Source organism: Streptomyces sp. RKAG337 (assembly GCF_023701715.1).
Taxonomy (GTDB): domain Bacteria; phylum Actinomycetota; class Actinomycetes; order Streptomycetales; family Streptomycetaceae; genus Actinacidiphila.
The window spans coordinates 135,279-155,276 of sequence record NZ_JAJOZA010000001.1; the positions used below are offsets into that span (position 1 = coordinate 135,279).

Below are 19,998 nucleotides of genomic sequence, written 5' to 3' on the forward strand. Positions count from 1 at the left end.
CACGGCGGATATCCATTGGGTGCGGGTTCCCCGCGCATGTATGAGCACGGGCGGACCGTAGCGGTTGTACCTGCCATGACAGAAGGGGGATACGAGACAACTTCTGGTTCAGCCGGGGCGGTTGTGCCCGCCCCTGTCGTGCGGCACCGGGCAGCCGCCAGGACCGAAGGTGCCCAGTGACGCCATCAGGTCCAGGGTCGCGTCGGAGACCCTGCGGCCGCCCTCGTCCCAGCCGAAGTGCGCCACCTCGTAGGCGTCGAGGTGCGACTCGAACTCCTCGAAGGTCCGCGGGAGTTCCGTGATCCCCATATGGGCGCCGAGGGTGCGGTAGTACACGGCCGCGGCGCGCAGCTCGTGCGGCGACAGCCGCCGCCAGCCGTAGGCGTCGAGCCAGCGCTTCGGCATGACGACGAAGGTGCACAGCACGTACCGCAGATCGTCGTTGCTGATGTCGTGGCGCCCGTGCATCTGGTTGATGCGGCGGATCGCGGTGCGGCCGTTCGCGCTCGCGAAGCCGTGCCCGACGACGGCGTCGAGCAGCAGCGCGGTGTCGTCGTAGCGCTTCTGCGAACGGTCGGTCAGCTCCGCGGTCTCCGCGAGCAGCCGCCCGATGCTGGGGACGGCGTAGGTGCGGTAGAGGGCGAGTTCCAAGGCCCGGGCGAAGTCCCAGGGGAACTCGAGGGTCGCGCTGATCCGGTAGATCCGCAGGAAGTCCCGCTCCGGATCGAGCGGCGGATCTCGCGTAAGTGGTCGTAGCGTCCCACGGCATACCCCCTGGTTCCCGGCACCCGGCGGGAACCCACTCCACGGCCGGCGCGGGCGCGCCGGCCGTAGAAAGTGACGACGGGTCAGCGGCCGCCCTTGCCCTTGTCCAGGCCCGCGCGGCGCAGCGCGTCGGCCATGGCGCCGCCGGGGGCCGGAGCCGCGGAGCCGCCGCCGCGGCGGTCACCGCGGTCGTCGCGGGCGCCCCGGCCGCCGCCCTGGCCGCCCTGCCCGCCCCGGGCCTGGCGCGGCGGGCCGCCCCGGCGCTCGCCGCCACCGCCGCCGCCCGGACGCTGGTCGTCCCGCGGACCGCGCGGGGTGGCCTCGTCCTCCAGCCGCAGCGTCAGCGAGATGCGCTTGCGGGGGATGTCGACCTCCAGGACCTTCACCCGCACGATGTCACCGGGCTTGACGACCTCGCGCGGGTCCGAGACGAACTTCTGGGACATCGCCGAGACGTGCACCAGGCCGTCCTGGTGGACGCCGACGTCGACGAAGGCACCGAAGGCGGCGACGTTGGTGACCACGCCCTCCAGCAGCATGCCGGGCTGCAGGTCCTTCATCTCCTCGACGCCGTCCTTGAAGGTGGCGGTCTTGAAGGCGGGTCGAGGGTCGCGGCCGGGCTTCTCCAGCTCGGCGAGGATGTCGGTGACCGTCGGCAGCCCGAAGGAGTCGTCGACGAAGTCCTGCGGCTTCAGGGCCCGCAGCACGGTGCCGTTGCCGATCAGCGACGGGATGTCCGTCTTGGCCGTGGCGCTGATCCGGCGCACCACCGGGTACGCCTCGGGGTGCACGCTGGAGGAGTCCAGCGGGTCGTCGCCGCCGGGGATCCGCAGGAAGCCCGCGCACTGCTCGTAGGCCTTCGGGCCGAGCCGGGCGACGTCCTTGAGCGCCTTGCGGGACCGGAAGGGCCCGTTGGCGTCGCGGTGGGCGACGATGTTGCCCGCCAGCCCCTCGGTGATCCCCGAGACCCGGCGCAGCAGCGGCGCGGAGGCGGTGTTGACGTCGACGCCGACGCCGTTCACACAGTCCTCGACGACCGCGTCCAGCGAGCGCGACAACTTCAGCTCGGACAGGTCGTGCTGGTACTGGCCGACGCCGATGGACTTGGGATCGATCTTGACGAGTTCGGCCAGCGGGTCCTGCAGCCGCCGGGCGATGGAGACGGCGCCGCGGATGGAGACGTCCAGCTCCGGCAGTTCCGCGGAGGCGTAGGCCGACGCGGAGTAGACCGAGGCGCCGGCCTCGGAGACCACGGCCTTGGTCAGGTTCAGGTCCGGGTGCAGCCGGATCAGATCGGCGGCGAGCTTGTCGGTCTCGCGCGACGCCGTGCCGTTGCCGATCGCGATCAGGTCCACGGAGTGCTCGCGGGCGAGTGCGGCCAGGGTGGCGACCGACTCGTCCCACTTGTTGCGCGGCACATGCGGGTAGATCGTCTCGAAGGCGGTGACCTTGCCGGTGGCGTCCACGACGGCGACCTTCACCCCGGTACGGAAACCGGGGTCGAGGCCCATGGTGGCGCGGGTGCCGGCCGGTGCGGCGAGCAGCAGGTCGCGCAGGTTGGAGGCGAAGACCCGGACCGCCTCGTCCTCGGCGCCCTGGCGCAGCTGTCCGCGCAGGTCGATGCCGAGCCGGACCAGGAAGCGGGTGCGCCAGGCCCAGCGCACGGTGTCCGCCAGCCAGCGGTCGGCGGGCCGTCCCCGGTCGGCGATGCCGAAGTGGTGCGAGATGCTGCGCTCGTAGCTGCTGGGGCCCTCGCTGGGCTCCTCGGGCTCCAGGGTGAGGTCGAGGACGTCCTCCTTCTCACCGCGCAGCATGGCCAGCACGCGGTGCGAGGGGAGCTTGGCGAACGGCTCGGTGAAGTCGAAGTAGTCGGCGAACTTGGCGCCCGCCTCCTCCCGCCCCTCGCGCACCTTCGCCACCAGGCGGCCCCTGGACCACATCCGGGTGCGCAGTTCGCCGACCAGGTCGGCTTCCTCGGAGAACCGCTCGGTGAGGATGGAGCGGGCCCCTTCCAGCGCGGCTGCCGCGTCCTCGACGCCCTTGTCCGCGTCGGCGTAACCGGCGGCCACCGTCTGCGGGTCGAGGCCGGGGTCGGCCAGCAGCGCGTCCGCCAGCGGCTCCAGGCCGGCCTCACGGGCGATCTGCGCCTTGGTGCGCCGCTTGGACTTGAAGGGCAGGTAGATGTCCTCCAGCCGCGCCTTGGAGTCGGCGGCCAGGATCTGGGCCTTCAGGGCGTCGTCCAGCTTGCCCTGCGACTCGACGGACTCCAGGATCGCGGCCCGCCGCTCGTCCAGCTCCCGCAGGTAGCGCAGCCGCTCCTCCAGGGTGCGCAGCTGCGCGTCGTCCAGAGTGCCGGTGGCTTCCTTGCGGTAGCGGGCGATGAACGGCACGGTGGCGCCGCCGTCGAGCAGATCGACGGCCGCCTGCACCTGTGCCTGCCGTACCCCGAGTTCCTCGGCGATCCTGCGCTCGACCGACGGCCCGACCGACCCTGCAACAGACATCGTCACGATGCTGAACCTGCTCTCTCCGCTGGACTTCTGCGTGCATTATGCCCGCGCGGGCCGGGACCGCGCGGACGGCCCGCGGCCGTACCGCGCCCCCGGCGGAGTCAGACCAGCTTCTTCTCGAACCAGTGGTCGGCGTACTGGCTGTCGTTGTAGGCGGGGATCTCGCGGTATCCGTGCTTGGCGTACAGCGCCCGGGCCTCCACCAGGTCCTTGCGGGTGTCGAGCCGCAGCACGGCCACCCCGAGGACGTCGCGCGCGGCGTGTTCCGCGGCGGCGATCAGCCGGCTCGCGACGCCCTGGCCCCGGGCTTCGGCGCGCACGAACATCCGGGTCAGTTCACCGGTGTCCCGGTCCAGTACCCGGACGCCCAGGCATCCCATCGGCACTCCGTCACGGCGTACGACCAGAAAGTGACCGGTGGGGACGGCCAGGTCATCGCTGGGCTCGTCCAGCAGGACCTGGTCCACTTCCGCGTCGGTCGCCGGCCGGTCGTGGTACCGGGCGACCAGTTCGACGTAGTACTGCCGCAGCAGCGCGGATGCCTCGGAATGCCCCGGTGCCAGGGGGACGGTCTCCCACCGGGCAGCGTGGTCTGTTGTTGCCATCACGCGGCCCATACTTACAGGACCGTGCGGGGGTTAGCCCCCGAATATCCGGGGGCTTGGCACCCCAGCGGTTGGGGTGATGCCGTCATGGCTGCTCCGGGCCGCTGATCCGTAAGTTCGACCTACGGATTCCGCACGCCAGCATCGAGGAGCACCCATGCCCCCCGTCAGCATTCTCGCAGCCCCTGTCATCGACGCCTCCGACGGCGCCGACTGTCCAGCGGGCAGCGACTTCGCCCCCTTGCTGCGGGAAGTCAAGGAGCACGGGCTCTTCAAGCGGAGGCCTGGGTACTACGCCGCCGCGATCGCCCTGAACCTGGCCGCGCTGGGCGCCATATGGAGCGGGGTGCTGCTGCTCGGCGGCTCCTGGCTGGTGCTGCTCCTCGCCCTGCCGGCCGCGGTCTTCGGTGCCCGTACGGCCTTCTTCGGCCATGACGCCGGACATCAGCAGATCGCCCGCAGCCGGGACCGCAACCGGCTCATCGGCCTGGTGCACGCGAATCTGCTGCTCGGTATGAGCTACGGCTGGTGGAACGACAAGCACAACCGGCACCACGCCAACCCCAACCACATCGAGAAGGACCCGGACGTCGAGGTGGGCGCACTGGTCTGGACGCGGGCCCAGGCCGTCGAACGGCAGGGCTTCGCACGCTTCCTCACCCGGCACCAGGCGCGGCTGTTCTTCCCGATGCTGCTGCTGGAGGGCATCGCGCTGAAGGTGTCCAGCTTCCAGAGCCTCAAGTCCCGCACCGCACGCGAGCGCGGCGTCGAGGGCGCCCTGCTCACCGCCCATCTCCTCGGCTACATCTCCCTGTTGCTGATCGCGATGCCGGTCGGCCAGGCCATCGCCTTCGCGCTGCTGCACCACGCGCTGTTCGGTCTGCACCTGGGCTCCGCCTTCGCCCCGAACCACAAGGGCATGGAGATGCCGGAGCCGGGATCGCGCTGGGGCCACCTGCGCCGTCAGGTCCTCACCTCGCGCAACGTACGCGGCGGGCTGGTCACCGACTGGTTCCTCGGCGGGCTCAACTACCAGATAGAGCACCACCTCTTCCCGAACATGCCCCGCCCGCACCTGCGCCTCTCCCAGCCGCTGGTCCGCGAGCACTGCGCCCGGCTGGGCGTCCGCTACACCGAGACCGGGCTGCTCGACTCGTACGCCCAGGCGCTCAGCCACATGCACGAGGTCGGCGCCCCGCTGCGCGACCCGGCCCCCGCCTCCTAGGCCTTGTCTGACGCGAACGCCCCCTGCCCCTAAGGAGCTTCGGGGCGGCCGTCGCCGTACAGCCAGGCGGCGAACAGGCCGCTGAGGTCCTTGCCGGACTGCTTCTCGCACCAGGCCGTGAACTCGGCGGAGTCGACGTTCCCGCCCCGGTGCCCGATGGCCCAGCCGCGCAGGATGGCGAAGAACGGCGCGTCCCCGACGGCCTGCCGCACCTTGTGCAGGACCATCGCGCCGCGTCCGTAGACCGGGGCGTCGGAGACGTTCTCCGGCTTGCCGGGGTCGGCCGGCGGGAACGCCCACTGGGCGTCGTCCCGGTAGGTCTCGTCGAAGTGCTTCTGAACGCTCTCACCGCCGTGCTGTTCGTCCCACAGCCACTCGGTGTAGGTGGCGAAGCCCTCGTTGAGCCACATGTCCTGCCAGGTGCGCGGCGTGACGGAGTCGCCGAACCACTGGTGCGCCAGTTCGTGCACCAGGGTCGGCTCGTCCAGGGTGGTGCCCTTCCGGTCGCCGGGGAACACCGGTTTGGTCTGGGTCTCCAGGGCGTAGTTGACGGTGTCGCCGTCGACTCGGTCCACGATGGCGCCGGTGGACGAGAAGGGGTACGGGCCGAAGAGCCCGCTCTCCCAGTCCACGATCTGCGGGATCTTGCGCAGCACACCGGACCGGTCCTCGCCCGCCTCGCGGGGGTCGACGGCGACGTAGACAGGCAGTCCCGAGGCCGTGGCCGACCGGGTCACCTGGAACTTCCCGATGGCGACGGTCGCCAGATAGCTCGCCATGGGCTCGGCGCTGTGCCATCGGAACGTGGACCGGCCGCCCGTGGTGCGGGTATCGGTCAACTCCCCGTTGGACACCGCGGTCAGGCCTTCGGGCACGGTCACCGTGATGTCGTAGGCGGCCTTGTCCGAGGGGTGGTTGTTGCCAGGGAACCAGGCCATCGAGCCGACCGGTTCGCCCAGGCCGACGGCGCCGTCGTCGGTGCGGACCCACCCCTCGTGCGAGCCGTCGGCGTCCTTGATGGTGCCGGGGACCCCGGAGTACTCGACGACGGTGGTGAACTCCGCGCCGGAACCGACGGCGTGGGCCGGCCGCACGGTCAGTTCGGTCCCGGCACGGGAGCTCCCGGCGGCGGCCCCGTCGACGGTCACCTTGCCGACGTCCAGGCCCGACAGGTCGAGGTTGAAGGCCGGCAGACCGCGGGTGGCCCGCGCGGTGATCCGCGCGGTGCCGCGCAGCAGCCGTGTCGCGGGGTCGTAGTCCAGTTCGAGGCCGTAGTGCGAGACGTCGTACCCGCCGTTGCCCGCCAGCGGGAACAGCGGGTCGCCGACTCCGGAGGAGCCGTTCGCGGACGGCGGTGACGCGGAGGGGCGCCCCGCGGTGCACGCGGTCACGAGGAGCAGCCCGGAGAGCGCCGCGCGCAGGAGTCGGTGGTGCACAGGTCCTACCCCTCGTACAGGAAATCGATCTCCTCAGCGTACGTACTGCGGATCACCCGGCGCTTCAACTTGAGCGACGGGGTGAGCTCTCCGGTGGCCGGTCCCCACTCGTCGGTGAGCAGGTGGTAGCGCTTGATCTGCTCGGGCCGGCTCAGCCGCGCGTTGGCGGTGGCGACCGCGCGGGCGATCTCGGCGCGCAGCGCCTCCGGGCCCTCCCGGTCCGCCCAGGCGGGAGCCAGCTCGGGGTCGAGGACGAGGAGCGCGACGAGGTAGGGGCGGCCGTCGCCGTGCACCAGGGCCTGGCCGATCAGCGGGTGCTCCTTGAGGGCGTTCTCGACCGCTGCGGGGGCCACGTTCTTGCCCGAGGAGAGCACGATGATCTCCTTCTTGCGGTCGGTGATCCACAGATAGCCGTCCTCGTCGATCCGGCCGACGTCCCCGGTGGGGAACCACCCGTCGGCGTCGGTGGCGGGGAGCGCCGTGCCGTCCGGCCGCAGATAGCCGGCGCAGACGATCGGTCCGCGCACGAGGATCTCGCCGTCCTCCGCGGTCCGGATCTCCACCCCGTCCAGCGGCCGTCCGACGGAGCCGAAGCGGAAGCCGCCGGGGCTGTTGGTGGTGGCCACACCGGTCGTCTCCGTCAGGCCCCAGGCGTCGACGATGACGAGCCCGAAGCCGGCCCAGAACTCCAGGATGTCGACGGGCATCGGCGCGGCGGCGCTCGCCGTCCAGGTCAGCCGCTCGAAGCCGGCCAGGGCGAGCACCGGGTCGAGCACCCGGGCCTTCGCCTCGGCGTAGGCCGCGGCCAGGGCCGGTGCGGGCTCCTCGCCGCGCTCGCGGCACTTCACCACGGCGCGCGCGGTCTCGGCGGCCGCCTCGACGGCCGCCCGCCGCTCCTCGGGCAGCAGGCCGAGAGCGGCCCGTACCGAGGAGGTGAGCTTCTCCCAGACCCGGGGCACACCGAAGAACTGCACGGGGCGCAGTTCCCTGGCGGTCGCGGCGACGGCCTGCGGATCGGCGCAGAGGTGGACGTGCCCGGCCCGGAAGACCGGCAGATAGATTCCGAGCATGCGCTCGGCTATGTGGGCGAAGGGCAGATAGCAGATGCTCGCGGCATGGCCGGGGAAGTCCGCGACGCGGTCCAGCGCGATGCCGTTGAGCAGCACATTGCGGTGCGAGAGCACCACGCCTTTGGGGTCGCCGGTGGTCCCTGAGGTGTAGACGACGGTGAGCGGGTCGGCCGCGCCCACCGCGCGCCAGCCCTTCTCGAAGGCGTCGGCGTCGTACAGCCGGACGCCCTGCGCGGCGATCGAGGAGTACGCGACGTGCGGCCCCGCCTCGCCCGGTTCCACCACGACGATCCGCCGCAGCCGCGTCTGCGGGTCGTCGAGCAGCGGCTCCCAGCGGGCCCCCTCGCGCGCCGATTCCACGACCACGAGCCGGGCCCTGCTGTGGCGGGCGATATGGCCGATCTGTTCGGGCGCGGCGGTGCCGTAGACGGAGACCGGCACGGCGCCCAGGTGGACGAGGGCGAGGTCGGAGAGCCAGTGCTCGGGGCGGTTGCCCATCATCAGCAGGACGTGCTCGCCGCGCTCCACGCCGATCGCGGCGTAGCCGGAGGCGAGGACGGCCACCTTGCGGCGGACATCCGACCACGTGAGGGTGGTCCAGCCGGTCCCGTCGGCGGTGCGCCAGGACAGCGCGGGGAGGTCCCCGTGGTCCTCGGCGTTGCGCAGCAGCAGCGCGGGGAGGGTGAGCTCGGACGGTTCGGCGGGGAGTCGCAGGATCGTGGGCATGACGGCCTCCTGGCCGGCCTGGCGGCCGGTCTCCTGGAACCTGGTGGAGTACGGGAACCGCAAGCTTTCACACCATCGCTGAGACAGCAATACTGTTGAGCACGATCCGCCGCATCGACCGGGGCGGCACCGGGGTACCGACGGAAGCGAGGCGCAGCGCATGACGCAGTCCCTGATCCAGCCGGCCGGCCTCACCGTCGACGAGCTGGCGGCGCGGGCCGGAGTCACCGTCCGTACGCTTCGTTTCTACAGCAGCAAGGGCTTGCTCCCGCCGCCCGTGCTGGGTCCGCGGCGGGTGGGGCTCTACGGGCCCGAGCACCTGGCGCGGCTGTCGCTGATCGAGGAACTGCAGCACCAGGGGCTGACGTTGGCGGCGATCGAGCGCTACCTCCTCCAGCTGCCGGCCGACATCACCGCGGAGGATCTGGCGATGCACCGGGCGCTGGTCGCCGCCTGGGTGCCGGACTCCGCCGAGGAGACGCCGCGCGCGCAGCTGGAGCGGCGGGCGGGCCGGGCGCTGACCGACCACGACGTGGACCGGCTGTCGGCGATGGGCGTGCTGGACCGCACCGACCGTCCCGAGGTCTTCCTGGTCAATCCGGCGATGCTGCACCTGGGGGTGCGGCTGCTGGACGTGCCGATCCCGCTGGAGACGGTGCTCGCCACCCGCGAGATCGTGCTGAAGCACACCCGGGCCGTCGCCCATGAGCTGCAGAAGCTCTTCCGCGAGCAGGTCTGGCAGCCGTATCTGGACGGTGACCCGAGCCCGGAGGAGACCGCCCGGATGCGCTCGCTCACCGAGTACATCCAGCCGGCCCTGGTCCAGGCCCTGGTGACGGCCTTCCAGCGGTCGCTGGCGGAGGAGCTGCGGGCTTCGGCCTCGTCCGGGAGGGACTGAGACCGAAGCCCGCACACCGACAGCTGCGGTGACCCGTCAGCCGTCCGTGAAGGTCTCGCCCTTCTCCGCCTTCGCGACCAGCAGCGCGGGCGGGGTGAAGCGCTCGCCGTACGCGGCCGTCAGCTCTCCGGCGCGGGCCACGAAGCCGGGCAGTCCGCCCTCGTAGCCGTTGATGTACTGCAGGACGCCACCGGTCCAGGCGGGGAAGCCGATGCCCATGATCGAGCCGATGTTGGCGTCGGCGACGGAGGTCAGCACGCCCTCCTCGAGGAGCCGCACGGTGTCCAGCGCCTCGGAGAACAGCATCCGCTCCTGCATGTCCCGGAACGGGATCCGCGCGTCGGGCTTGCTGAAGTGCTCGCGCAGACCGGGCCACAGCCGGGTCCGCCTGCCGTCCTCGTAGTCGTAGAACCCGGCCCCACCGCTGCGGCCGGTGCGGCCGAACTCGTCGATCAGCCGGTCCAGGACCAGATCGGCGGGATGGGCCCGCCAGCTGCCGCCCTCGGCCTCGATGGCGCGCTGCGACTCCGCGCGGATCTTGCGCGGCAGGGTGAGCGTCAGCTCGTCCAGCAGCGAGAGCACCTTGGCCGGGTAACCGGCCTGCGCGGCGGCCTGCTCGACAGAGGACGGGTCCAGTCCCTCGCCGACCATCGCGACGCCCTCGTTGATGAAGTGCCCGATGACGCGCGAGGTGAAGAAGCCGCGCGAGTCGTTGACGACGATCGGGGTCTTGCGGATCTGCCGCACCAGGTCGAAGGCGCGGGCCAGCGCCTCCGCACTGGTGTGCTCGCCCTTGATGATCTCCACCAGCGGCATCTTGTCGACGGGCGAGAAGAAGTGCAGACCGATGAAGTCCTGGCGGCGCTTGACGCCTTCCGCCAGCAGTGAGATCGGCAGCGTCGAGGTGTTGGAGCAGAGCAGGGCGTCGGGGGCGATGACGTCCTCGATCTCCTGGAAGACCTTGTGCTTGAGCGACGGGTCCTCGAAGACCGCCTCGATGACGGCGTCACAGCCCGCGAGGTCCCGCGGGTCGCCGGTCGCCGTGATGCGGCCCAGCAGCTCGTCCCGCTTGGCCTGGGTGGTGCGGCCGCGGGCGAGCGCCTTGTCCAGGATGGCGGCCGAGTACGCCTTGCCGCGCTCGGCGGCCTCCGCGGACACGTCCTTCAGGACGACCTGGATGCCCGCCTTTGCGCAGGAGTAGGCGATACCGGCGCCCATCATCCCGGCGCCGAGGACGGCGACCTTGGTGACCGGGCGCGGGTCGATGCCCTGCGGACGGTTGGCACCGGAGTTGACGGCCTGCAGGTCGAAGAAGAACGCCTGGATCATGTTCTTCGAGATGGGGCCGCAGGCCAGTTCGGTGAAGTACCGGCCCTCGATCGCGAGCGCGGTGTCGATGTCGACCTGGGAGCCCTCGACGGCCGCCGCGAGGATGTTGCGCGGCGCCGGGTACGGGGCGCCGGCCAGCTGCTTGCGGAGGTTGGACGGGAAGGCCGGCAGGTTCGCCGCGAACGCCGGGCTCTTGGGGGTACCGCCGGGGATCCTGTAGCCCTTGACGTCCCAGGGCTGCTGCACCTGCGGGTTCGCGTCGATGAACGCGCGGGCCCTGGCCAGCATCTCCTCTCGGTCGGTGGCGACCTCATGGATCAGGCCGGCCTCCAGCGCCTGCCGCGGGGCGTACTGCCGGCCCTGCAGCAGCACCTTGAGCAGCGCGTCGGCGATGCCGAGCAGCCGGACGGTGCGCACCACTCCGCCACCGCCGGGCAGCAGCCCGAGGGTGACCTCGGGCAGACCGATCTTGGAGCCGGGGGCGTCCAGGGCGATCCGGTGGTGGCAGGCCAGCGCGATCTCGTACCCGCCGCCGAGCGCGGCGCCGTTGATGGCGGCGACGACCGGCTTGCCGAGGGTCTCCAGGCGGCGCAGCCGGCCCTTGATGCGCATCGAGCCCGCGAAGACGTCGGCGGCGTTCTCGGGCGTGGCGCGGATCAGGTCGCGCAGGTCCCCGCCGGCGAAGAAGGTCTTCTTCGCGGAGGTGATGATGACGCCGCGTACGGAGTCGGCCTCGGCCTCCAGCCGCTCCAGGACGGCGTCCAGGGAGTCGGCGAAGGCCGCGTTCATGGTGTTGGCGGACTGGTTGGGGTCATCGAGGATCAGGGTGACGATTCCGTCGCCGTTCCCGTCCTGCTCCCAGCGGATGGTGGTGGACTCGCTCATCTCAAGGTCTCCGTAAGGGGGTTGGACGGGATCAGACGCGCTCGATGACGGTGGCGATGCCCATGCCGCCGCCGACGCACAGCGTCAGCAGGCCGTAGCGCAGATCGCGCCGTTCCAGTTCGTCGATGAGGGTGCCGAGGATCATCGCGCCGGTCGCGCCGAGCGGGTGGCCCATGGCGATGGCGCCGCCGTTGACGTTGACCTTGTCCAGGCTCAGGCCCATCTCGCGGACGAAGCGCAGCACGACGGCGGCGAACGCCTCGTTGATCTCCACCAGGTCGATGTCACCGATGGTGAGGCCCGCCTTGGCGAGCGCCTTGCGGGCGGCGGGCGCGGGGCCGGTCAGCATGATCGTGGGGTCGGCGCCGGAGACGGCGGCCGAGACGATGCGGGCGCGCGGGGTGAGGCCGTAGCGCTCACCGGTCTCGCGGTTGCCGATGGCGACGAGCGCCGCGCCGTCCACGATGCCCGAGGAGTTGCCCGCGTGGTGGACGTGGTCGATCTTCTCGACCCAGTGGTACTTCTGCAGCGCCACGGCGTCGAAGCCGCCCGCCTCGCCGACCGTCGCGAACGACGGCTTGAGCTTGGCGAGGGTCTCGGCGGTGGTGCCGGGGCGGATGAACTCGTCGTGGTCCAGGACGGTCAGTCCGTTGCGGTCCAGGACCGGGACGACGGACCGGGCGAAGCGGCCGTCCTTCCACGCCTCGGCCGCCCGCTCCTGCGACAGGGCCGCGAAGGAGTCGACGTCATGGCGGGAGAAGCCCTCGATGGTGGCGATGAGGTCGGCGCCGACGCCCTGCGGGACGAAGCCGGTCTCGAAGTTGGTCATCGGGTCCATCGCCCAGGCGCCGCCGTCGGTGCCGAGCGGAACGCGGGACATGGACTCCACACCGCCGGCCAGCACCAGGTCCTCCCAGCCGGAGCGCACCTTCGCCGCAGCCAGGTTGACCGCTTCCAGGCCCGAGGCACAGAAGCGGTTCTCCTGGAGGCCGGCGACGGTGTCGGGCAGCCCGGCGGCGATCGCGGCGATCTTGGCGATGTCGGAGCCCTGGTCACCGATCGGGCCGACGACGCCCAGCACGATGTCGTCGATGGCGGCCGGGTCCAGCCCGGGGAACCGGCGGCGGATCTCGTGGATGAGGCCGACCACCAGGTCGATCGGCTTGGTGCCGTGCAGTGCGCCATTGGCCTTGCCGCGGCCGCGCGGGGTGCGGATGGCGTCGAATACGTACGCTTCGGGACTCACGTCGGGTGCCTTTCGGGAATGAGGGGTCCGGAGAACGGTCGGGGGATCAGGAGAGCAGGGAACGGCCGATGATCTCCTTCATGATCTCCGTGGTGCCGCCGTAGATGGTCTGGATACGGCCGTCGGTGAACGCCCTCGCGACCCGGTATTCGGCCATGTAGCCGTATCCGCCGTGCAGTTGCAGACAGCGGTCGGCGACGCGCTTCTGCAGTTCCGTCGCCCACCACTTGGCCATCGAGGCATGGACGGCGTCGAGCCCTCCGGTGCTGTGCTCGGTGATGCAACGGTCGATGAAGGAGCGGGTGACGGCGCATTCGGTGGCCATCTCCGCGATCTCGAAGCGGATGTGCTGGAGCTTGGCCAGCGGACGGCCGAACGCCTCGCGCTGCTTGACGTACTCGGTGGTCAGCTCCAGGACGGATTCGGCGGCGGCGATCCCGGAGACGGCGATGGCCAGCCGCTCCTGCGCGAGATTGGTCATCAGATGGAGGAACGCCTGGTTCTCGCCGCCCAGCAGATTGCTCTTCGGCACCCGCACATCGCTGAACGACAGTTCCGCGGTGTCCTGCGCGTGCTGGCCGATCTTGTCCAGGTTGCGGCCGCGCTCGAAGCCCGGCATACCGCGTTCGACGACCAGCAGGCTCAGGCCCTTGGCGCCCTCCTGGCCCGGCTCGTGGCCGGTGCGGGCCACGACGATGACGAGGTCGGCGAGGATGCCGTTGGAGATGAAGGTCTTGGAGCCGTTCAGGATCCAGTGGTCGCCGTGGTCGGCGGCGGTGGTGCGGATGCCCTGCAGGTCCGAGCCGGCGCCCGGCTCCGTCATGGCGATCGCGGTGATGATCTCGCCGGAGCAGAAGCCGGGCAGCCAGCGGCGCTTCTGCTCGTCGGTGGCCAGCGAGGTGAGGTACGGGCCGATGATGTCGTTGTGCAGGCCGATGGCCAGCCCCGAGACGCCCGCCCTGGTGAACTCCTCGCCCAGCACCACCCCGTAGCGGAAGTCCGGCTCTCCCCCGCCGCCGAACTCCTCGGGCACGGCGACGCCGAGCAGTCCCTGGCGGCCGGCGGCCAGCCAGGCCTCCCGGTCGACGATGCCCGCCTTCTCCCAGCGCTCGTGGTGCGGCAGCGCCTCCTTCGCGAGGAACGTCCGCACGGTCTCACGGAAGGCGTCGTGGTCGGAGGTGAAGATCTCGCGCTTCATACGGACTGGTCTCCTCGGGGGCTTTCGGACGCGTCGGGCGCGGGGCCCTGGCCGGGCTCGGCGCCCTGGTCGAGCGCGGGAACCCGCCAGTCCCGGGCGACCTCCGCCGTGTGCGCGCCCGGCTGGGCGGGCGGGAGGCGTACGGCGCCGGGGGTGACGGAGAAGCGGGGCGCGGGGGCGGGCTGGACGATCCCGGCGTCCTCGGTGAAGGTGCCGCGGGCGGCGAGGTGCGGGTGGCCGGGAGCCTCGCGCAGCGAGAGGACCGGGGCGACGCAGGCGTCGGACTGCTCGAAGACGGCCGTCCACTCGTCGCGGGTGCGGGTCTTGAAGCGGGCGGCGACGGCGGCGCGCAGATCGCCCCAGCGGGCGAGGTCACCCCGGTCCGGGGCGTCCTCGCCGAGCTCCAGCAGCGCGGTGAACTCGGCGTAGAAGCGCTTCTCCAGGGCTCCGACCGCCATGTAGCCGCCGTCCGCGGTCTCGTAGACGCCGTAGAACGGGCAGCCGCCGTCGAGCAGGTTGGCGCCGCGCCGGTCCTGCCAGCCGCCGGCCGCGACCATGCCGTGGATCATCGAGGTCAGATGCGCGGTGCCGTCCACGATCGCGGCGTCGACGACCTGTCCGGTGCCGGTGGTGCGGGCGTGCTGCAGGGCCGCGAGGACGCCGATGACGAGGTAGAGCGAGCCGCCCGCGTAGTCGCCGACGAGGTTGGCGGGGATGGCCGGCGGGCCGTCGGCCGGGCCGATCATGCCGAGCGTGCCGGTGATGGCGATGTAGCCGATGTCATGGCCGGCGGTGTGCGCGAGCGGGCCCTCCTGGCCCCATCCGGTCATCCGCCCGTACACCAGCCGGGGGTTGCGGGCCAGCGCCTGCCCGGGGCCGACGCCCAGCCGTTCCGCGACGCCCGGCCGGTAGCCCTCGATCAGGATGTCGGCGCGTTCGACCAGGTCCAGGACGGCGGCGGGGCCCTGCGGGGACTTCAGGTCCAGCAGCACCGACCGCTTGTTGCGGTTGGTGATGTCGTACGTCGGGTTGATGGCCAGCCCGGAACCGCCGGGCCGGTCGACCCGTACGACATCGGCCCCCAGGTCGGCCAGCACCATCGCGGCGAACGGCCCGGGGCCGATGCCGGCCAGCTCCACGACCCTGACGCCGGCCAGTGGGCCGGGACCTGCCTGCACGTCCATCGGCTCCCCGATCACTTTGACAGTAGTGATGTCACATCAGTGATGTTAGGAACGTGTTCCAGTCCTGGCAAGGGCCGGACGGGCGGGTCCCGGAAACGACACCGGCCCGCCGCGCCTCCAGGGCGTGGCGGGCCGGTGCGAGCGGTCAGGCGGAGGTCTCGGAGACCGCGGCCTTCTCCAGCTGGAACGCCTCGTTGCCCAGGCCGACGCGGGCGTGCACCTCGGGCTTCCGTGCCTTCAGCACCAGGCCCAGCACGATCCCGACGACGCCGGAGATCCCCACGATGCCCGGCAGGATCCAGGCCAGCGCCGCGTCCTGGTCGGGACCGATCAGCACGTCGAAGTCCTTGACCGCGTAGACGAGTACGAAGAGCAGGGCGGCCCCGGCCACACCGGCGCTCAGCAGCCGCCAGATCTGGGCCCGGCCGGCCCCGCGGCGGACGAAGAACGCGATAACGGAGGCCGAGGCGACCGCCATGAGCAGGATGACGCCGACCGCGCCGACGTTGCCGCCCCAGGTGAACAGCCGCAGCACCGGCACCGTCGGGTCACCGGCCGGCTTGTCATCGGTGACCGCGAAGGCGACCACGACGAGGAGGGAGATCACGGTCTGCAGCATCGAGCCGATGGCGGGAGCGCCGCTCGACTTGGAGGTGCGGCCCACGGCGGAGGGCAGCAGGCCCTCGCGGCCCATCGCGAAGGCGTAGCGGGCGACGACGTTGTGGAAGCTGAGCATCGAGGCGAAGATGCCGGTCAGGAAGAACACGTGCAGCAGGTCGGTGAAGGTGCCGCCGAGCCGGGACTCGGTGAGGCCGAACAGCAGGCCCGCGCTCTGCTCCTGCGCGGCGCCCACGACCTGCGAGGGACCGGCGGCCACGCCCATCAGCCACGAGGTGAGGGCGAAGAAGACACTCGCGAAGGCGACGGCGAGGAACATCGCGCGCGCCACGGCTCGCCCCGGCTTGCTGGTCTCCTCCGCGTACACGGGAGCCTGTTCGAATCCGACGAAGCCGACGACGGCGAAGCAGAGCGCGATACCGAGGCCGGCGCCCGTCAGCGTGCTGGGGTCGAAGCCGGTCAGCGACAGGCCCTGTCTCTTGTCCGGATCCGCGACGAACGCGATGTCGCAGACGATGACCAGGGCGCACTCGACGACCAGCAGCACGCCGAGCACCTTGGCGTTCAGGTCGATCTTCAGCGCGCCCAGCGCACCGGTGAGCAGCACCGCGAGGAGCGCCGGTATCCACCAGTCGACGGATATGTCGAAGTGCTGGTCGAGCTGGCCGACGACCTCGAAGCCGAAGATGCCGTAGATGCCGACCTGCATGAGGCTGTACGAGACGAGGGCGACGAAGGACGCGCCGACACCGGCCGTCGCGCCGAGGCCGCGGGCGATGTACGCGTAGAAGGCACCGGCGTTGTGCACATGCCGGCTCATCTCCGCGTAGCCGACGCTGAAGAGCGCCATCACCACACCGAGGATCACGAACAGCAGCGGCTGCCCGACGATGCCGGTCGCACCGTACGTCGTGGGCATGACGCCCGCGACGACCATGAGCGGCGCGCTGGCCGCCAGCACCGAGAGCAGGAGCCCGGTCGTACCGATCCGGTCGGCGCGCAGCGCCCTTTCCTGCCCCTTGAAGGTGCTGATCTCGGTCTTACTGCCCGTCAGCATGGCTGCGGTGTCCTTCCGGTGAGGTGAGCGTCGGGTCCTACGGAGAACCGAAACCGAGCGCGGAGCTGCGCGCGGTGCGGAATGCCTTCTTCGGATCGCGGCCGAAGTACGACCAGGGGCGCCGGGTGGCGTGCGGGCCGATCCGGTTGAACAGCGCGGCGGCCTCCACCGGACGGCCGCTGTGCACCATGGCGAAGGCGAGCAGGTTGAGATCCAGCTCCAGCCGGGGATGGTCGCCGCCGTGCCATTCGAGCCACCAGTCGAACGCCGCGCGCAGGCTCTGCCGGCCGCGGCCGCTGGTCCAGTGCGGCAGGCCGGTGGGATCCTTCGGCTCGGCGCCGGTTCCGGCGAGCACCCGGTACCGCTCGACATGGGCGAGCAGCGGCAGTCCGGCGAGCGGCGATCCCTCGGGCGCCTCCCCCGCGGCCCACTCGGCGAACTCGTACACCTCATGGAACGGGTCGTTCCGGTCCGTCTTCTGACGCTCGGCCAGACACGCGGTCATCAGATGGTGCGCGTGGTGGTGGCTGCGGTGCCGGCCGCGTACCTGGTCGAACGCGCGCACCTGGTCCTCGTCGGTGCCGGTGCGGCGGGCCAGGATCAGCAGGGCCAGCCACGGCGAGGGGTCCGCCGGCGCCAGCCGGGCCACGGCGAGACAGGCCTCCCGCGCGACCTCCGGGCTCGCCTTGCCGGCCACGGCGCGGAACACCGTGGAGCAGGCGAGCAGCATCGCCGCGTCCAGGCTGTCCGGTTCCGCGAGCTGCCATTCGCGCGTCCAGGCGGCGGTGGCCGGGCCCTCGGCGAGCACGACCAGCCGGTGACCACGGCGGTCCCACTGGTCGCCGGTCGCGGCCAGCAGGGCGCGTACCTCGGACCAGTGGCCCTGTCCCAGGGCAGTGCGAGCCGCGACCAGCTCGACGTCGTCGAGGGCCGGATCGAAGCCGAAGTCGTCCTTGGCCCGGGAGAAGCCGAAGGGGGGCGGAGGTGGGCTCATCCGCGGGCTGCCTCCACGGGCGGGTTACGAACAGTGATCGTCCACAGCCAACCGGTAGGCACAGGTCCGCTTCAAGACCATGCCTGTTGTCTCCCTGTAGTCCCCTACGGGTTTCCGGCCGGGGAGCGGCGGCCCGCCCCTTCATGATGCCGGGCCCGGAAAGTACCTAACGATGACTGATTCCGCGTCCGTCCGATCTCCGTAACGTCTTGACCTGCAGGAACGCAGCACAACACAGAACACGACAGCGCACTCCGCGCACCGACCGCAGGGAGAACCGGACATGAGCGACACCCAGTACCTCGTCGAGCGCTACCTCGCCACCTGGAACGAGACCGACCCCGCCGCCCGCCGGGCCGCGATCGACGAACTGTGGGCCGACGACGCCCAGTACACCGACCCGCTGGTGGTCGCCGAGGGGCGCGACGCGATCGACGCGACCATCGGCGCCGTGCAGGCCCAGTTCCCCGGGCTGGTCTTCACCCTGGGCGGCCCGGTCGACGCCCACCACAACATCGCCCGGTTCACCTGGGAACTGGGCCCGGCCGGCGGTGAGTCGCTGGTGATCGGGTTCGACGTCGCGGTGCTGACGGAGGACGGCCGGCTGCGCAGCGTCCTCGGCTTCCTCGACAAGGTCCCGGCCGCCTGAGCCGCGTCCCGGGGGCGGGCCCGTCCGGCCCGCCCCCGCGCGCCCCTCCCCTATTACCGACCGCGTATCGCCCTCGTGCCCACAGGAGTTCCGCCATGGCATCGCCTCTGACCGACGAACGCACCGTTCCCTCCGCCGCCGACCGTCAGCGGCCGCCCAGCCGCCGGTCGGGGCTCGGCCTGCTGGTGCTCCTGATCGCGACCTTCATGACCGCCCTCGACTTCTTCATCGTCAATGTCGCGATCCCGTCCATGCAGGTGGACCTGCACGCCGGCACCGCGTCGATCCAGTGGGTGGTCGCCGGCTTCGGACTCGCCCTGGCCACCGGGCTGATCACCGCCGGACGGCTGGGGGACATGTTCGGCCGCAGACGGATCTTCGCCGTCGGACTGGCGCTGTTCACCCTGACCTCCGTGGCCTGCGGAATCGCCCCAACCGCCGGGATACTCGTGGCCTCCCGCGTACTGCAGGGCCTGGCGGCCGCGCTGATGGGCCCGCAGGTGCTCTCCATCATCCAGACCGACTACGCCGGCAAGGCCCAGGCCCGCGCGTTCAGCATGTACGGGCTGACCATGGGCATCGGCGCGGTGTTCGGCCAGCTGATCGGCGGCCTGCTCATCAAGGCCGACGTCCTCGGACTCGACTGGCGCATGTGCTTCCTCATCAACCTGCCGGTCGGTGCCGTGACGCTGCTGCTCGTCCCGCGCGCCCTGACCGAGTCCCGCGCCCCGCAGCGCCCCCGCCTCGACGTGACCGGAGTCGTCCTGTCGACCCTCGCCGTCGTCGCCCTCGTACTGCCGCTGATCCAGGGCCGTGAGCAGGGCTGGCCGCTGTGGACCTGGCTGTGCCTGGCGCTGTCCGCCCTGCTGTTCGCGGAGTTCGCCGTGCACCAGCACCGGCTGGGCCGGCGTGGCGGCGACCCGCTGCTCGACACCGCGCTGTTCCGGGAGCGGACGTTCACCGTCGGCGCCCTCGCCCAGCTGGTGTTCTGGATCGGCCAGGCGTCGTTCTTCCTGGTGCTCGCCCTCTATCTGCAGCAGGGCCGCGGTCTGGACGCCCTCGCCTCCGGAGTGGTCTTCACCGCGATCGGCGCCGGCTACATGATCACGTCGACCACCGCCCACCACCTGGCCGCACGGCTCGGCCGGCACACCATCTCGGTCGGCGCCCTCGGCATGGTCCTCGGCCTGGCACTGCTCTGGGAGGCCTCGCACCGCATCGGCACCACCGGCGCCATCGGCTGGCTGGCTCCCGGACTGTTCCTCGACGGCCTGGGGATGGGCATGGTCATCGCACCGCTCACCACCACCGTGCTCCAGGGCGTCACGCCCCAACGGGTCGGCTCCGCCTCAGGCGCCGTGGCCACCGTCCAGCAGATCGGCGGAGCGCTGGGCGTCGCGCTGATCGGCATCATCTTCTACGACGCGGTCGGCAGCGGACTGCCGGAGTCCTTCCCGCACGCCTTCGGCCTCAGCCTCGTCTTCCTCATGGCCGTCGAAGTCGCGCTCGCCGCACTCGTCCTGCTGCTGCCCCGCAAGGCGGCCACCACGGGATGAATCCACCCGGGCAACATCCGCCGACCCCGTCGGTGCCGTCTGGACGG

Annotated in this window: 14 protein-coding genes and 1 pseudogene; 4 read left to right on the forward strand and 11 right to left on the reverse strand. The window is 71.4% G+C overall.

Annotation, left to right across the window (positions count from 1 at the left end; genetic code table 11):
* Nucleotides 1-177 precede the first annotated feature (177 nt).
* The 3 genes and pseudogenes from LNW73_RS00655 to LNW73_RS00665 form a co-directional block, all read right to left on the reverse strand.
* A pseudogene (locus tag LNW73_RS00655) lies at nucleotides 178-764 on the reverse strand (oxygenase MpaB family protein); the annotation flags it as partial.
* Between the two features lie 84 nt (nucleotides 765-848).
* Nucleotides 849-3,269: a Tex family protein gene (locus LNW73_RS00660; RefSeq protein ID WP_250988420.1), complete on the reverse strand. Its 2,421-nt coding sequence runs from the start codon at nucleotides 3,267-3,269 to the stop codon at nucleotides 849-851.
* A 107-nt stretch (nucleotides 3,270-3,376) separates the two neighbouring features.
* Nucleotides 3,377-3,880 (reverse strand): GNAT family N-acetyltransferase, encoded by a 504-nt coding sequence (locus LNW73_RS00665; RefSeq protein ID WP_250988421.1) that lies wholly within the window; start codon nucleotides 3,878-3,880, stop codon nucleotides 3,377-3,379.
* A gap of 157 nt (nucleotides 3,881-4,037) precedes the next feature.
* Here LNW73_RS00665 and LNW73_RS00670 point away from each other — a divergent pair, with 157 nt between their 5' ends.
* The gene (locus LNW73_RS00670; RefSeq protein WP_250988422.1) at nucleotides 4,038-5,105 is read left to right on the forward strand and encodes a fatty acid desaturase family protein; all 1,068 of its coding nucleotides are present in this window, start codon (nucleotides 4,038-4,040) and stop codon (nucleotides 5,103-5,105) included.
* 29 nt (nucleotides 5,106-5,134) lie between these two features.
* On the opposite strand, the gene LNW73_RS00675 is transcribed toward LNW73_RS00670, so the two are convergent.
* Entirely contained in the window at nucleotides 5,135-6,541 is a 1,407-nt protein-coding gene (locus tag LNW73_RS00675; protein ID WP_250988423.1) for a M1 family metallopeptidase, read from the reverse strand.
* Nucleotides 6,542-6,546: 5 nt separating this feature from the next.
* On the reverse strand, nucleotides 6,547-8,337 hold the full coding sequence (locus LNW73_RS00680) for an AMP-dependent synthetase/ligase (protein ID WP_250988424.1): 1,791 nt from the start codon (nucleotides 8,335-8,337) through the stop codon (nucleotides 6,547-6,549).
* 160 nt (nucleotides 8,338-8,497) lie between these two features.
* On the opposite strand from LNW73_RS00680, the gene LNW73_RS00685 reads away from it, so the two are divergent.
* Nucleotides 8,498-9,235 carry a MerR family transcriptional regulator gene (locus LNW73_RS00685; RefSeq protein ID WP_250979260.1) on the forward strand — a complete coding sequence of 246 codons (738 nt, stop codon included), beginning with the start codon at nucleotides 8,498-8,500 and terminating at the stop codon, nucleotides 9,233-9,235.
* A 36-nt stretch (nucleotides 9,236-9,271) separates the two neighbouring features.
* Here the strand turns inward: LNW73_RS00685 and LNW73_RS00690 are convergent, their stop codons facing one another.
* The 6 genes from LNW73_RS00690 to LNW73_RS00715 form a co-directional block, all read right to left on the reverse strand.
* Nucleotides 9,272-11,449 (reverse strand): 3-hydroxyacyl-CoA dehydrogenase NAD-binding domain-containing protein, encoded by a 2,178-nt coding sequence (locus LNW73_RS00690; protein ID WP_250988425.1) that lies wholly within the window; start codon nucleotides 11,447-11,449, stop codon nucleotides 9,272-9,274.
* Nucleotides 11,450-11,480: 31 nt separating this feature from the next.
* Complete coding sequence (locus tag LNW73_RS00695) at nucleotides 11,481-12,695, reverse strand: acetyl-CoA C-acetyltransferase (protein ID WP_250979258.1); 1,215 nt, start codon at nucleotides 12,693-12,695, stop codon at nucleotides 11,481-11,483.
* 46 nt (nucleotides 12,696-12,741) lie between these two features.
* Complete coding sequence (locus tag LNW73_RS00700) at nucleotides 12,742-13,893, reverse strand: acyl-CoA dehydrogenase family protein (protein WP_250979257.1); 1,152 nt, start codon at nucleotides 13,891-13,893, stop codon at nucleotides 12,742-12,744.
* Entirely contained in the window at nucleotides 13,890-15,077 is a 1,188-nt protein-coding gene (locus tag LNW73_RS00705; RefSeq protein WP_250988426.1) for a CaiB/BaiF CoA transferase family protein, read from the reverse strand. The genes LNW73_RS00700 and LNW73_RS00705 overlap by 4 nt, the downstream gene beginning before the upstream one ends.
* A 145-nt stretch (nucleotides 15,078-15,222) precedes the next feature.
* The gene (locus tag LNW73_RS00710) at nucleotides 15,223-16,752 is read right to left on the reverse strand and encodes an APC family permease (protein ID WP_250988427.1); all 1,530 of its coding nucleotides are present in this window, start codon (nucleotides 16,750-16,752) and stop codon (nucleotides 15,223-15,225) included.
* A 37-nt stretch (nucleotides 16,753-16,789) separates the two neighbouring features.
* Nucleotides 16,790-17,746, reverse strand: a complete 957-nt coding sequence (locus tag LNW73_RS00715; RefSeq protein WP_250988428.1) for a hypothetical protein — start codon at nucleotides 17,744-17,746, stop codon at nucleotides 16,790-16,792.
* Nucleotides 17,747-18,029: 283 nt separating this feature from the next.
* Between LNW73_RS00715 and LNW73_RS00720 the strand changes: the two genes are divergently transcribed.
* A complete protein-coding gene (locus LNW73_RS00720; RefSeq protein ID WP_250979253.1) occupies nucleotides 18,030-18,395 on the forward strand; it encodes a nuclear transport factor 2 family protein in 366 nt (121 codons plus the stop codon).
* Nucleotides 18,396-18,490: 95 nt separating this feature from the next.
* Nucleotides 18,491-19,951, forward strand: a complete 1,461-nt coding sequence (locus LNW73_RS00725) for an MFS transporter (RefSeq protein ID WP_250988429.1) — start codon at nucleotides 18,491-18,493, stop codon at nucleotides 19,949-19,951.
* Nucleotides 19,952-19,998 lie beyond the last annotated feature (47 nt).